Below are 1,219 nucleotides of genomic sequence, written 5' to 3'. Positions count from 1 at the left end.
GCGTTTATCCTGGAAATGACATCACCTGGGATAGTAATGAAAAGATGATGCAAGCGGCAAAACAGTCTTTGTTGTACCGCGGAGATGACGCTACAGGCTGGAGTTTAGCCTGGAAAATCAATTTCTGGGCGAGGTTTAAAGATGGCGATCATGCCATGAAACTGGTTAAAATGTTAATGAAGCCAGCCAATAATGGCGCAGGTTCTTATGTGAATCTTTTTGATGCACACCCGCCTTTCCAGATAGATGGAAACTTTGGTGGTGCAGCCGGAATTGCCGAAATGGTTGTGCAAAGTCACCAGGGCTATCTGGATATTTTACCCGCATTGCCAACGGCAATTCCAAACGGAGAAATTAAAGGGCTTCTGGCCCGAGGAGGTTTCGAACTGGATTTAACCTGGGATAAAGGTTTACTAACCTCACTTACCATAAAATCTAAAACAGGAGGAAACTGTAAAATCCGCTACAAAAACAATAATGCAACGTTCGAAACTAAAGCTGGTGAAAGTTATAAGTTGAATGGAGATTTGAAAGCGAGATGAATCAACTTACGAAATCTAAAAGGACTGAGCGGGAGAAGATTTCGTCAGTCTTAGCCTGGATTAACACACGCCAGATTTGCCTGAACACATCCCCGCGAAATTTCCCGAAGAGGTACGTGGGGACACGTACCTTGGCTAGTTGCCTCGGTTTGAGCCCGTACGAACCAAAAAGAATTCAATTTAAACAATTGCTTTTACTGCTGTTATGCTTCATCAATTTTTATGGAGTGAGTTCACTCTATGCACAAAATCAAACCAGGAAAGATGTTTTATTAAATTCAAACTGGCTCAGTATTGCCGATGAAAAAAACAACAATACTTTTGATGGTTTTCAGTTAGCCAGCTACAAAACCTTAAACTGGAAAAAAGTAAATGTTCCGCACAACTGGGATCAATATGAAGGCTATCAACGGAAACTTCATGGCAATAAACATGGCTATGCCTGGTACCGCAAAACATTTAAAAATAACGGAATTAAGTTTGGAAAACGTTTTTTTCTGTATTTTGAAGGTGTGGGTTCGTATGCAACTGTTTGGTTAAACGGTAAAAAAGTGGGTTATCACGCTGGTGGGAGAACAACTTTTACTTTGGATGTCACTTCAGCCATCAAATTAAATAACCAGGAAAATGTACTAGCGGTAAGGGCCGATCATCCTGCAAATATCCAGGATTTACCC

2 protein-coding genes are annotated in these 1,219 nt (G+C 41.1%); both read left to right on the top strand.

What is annotated here, in order from left to right; all coding sequences use genetic code 11:
* Positions 1–542: glycosyl hydrolase family 95 catalytic domain-containing protein (locus AC1DPQ_RS28180; protein WP_477611629.1), on the top strand; the 542-nt coding region annotated here is incomplete at its 5' end.
* 227 nt (positions 543–769) lie between these two features.
* Positions 770–1,219, top strand: a 450-nt coding sequence (locus AC1DPQ_RS28175) for a glycosyl hydrolase 2 galactose-binding domain-containing protein (RefSeq protein ID WP_477611628.1), incomplete at its 3' end; no start/stop codon positions are given.

This window comes from Pedobacter sp. 01T416_2 (genome assembly GCF_056398925.1).
This window is presented reverse-complemented; position numbering and strand designations above follow the sequence as displayed.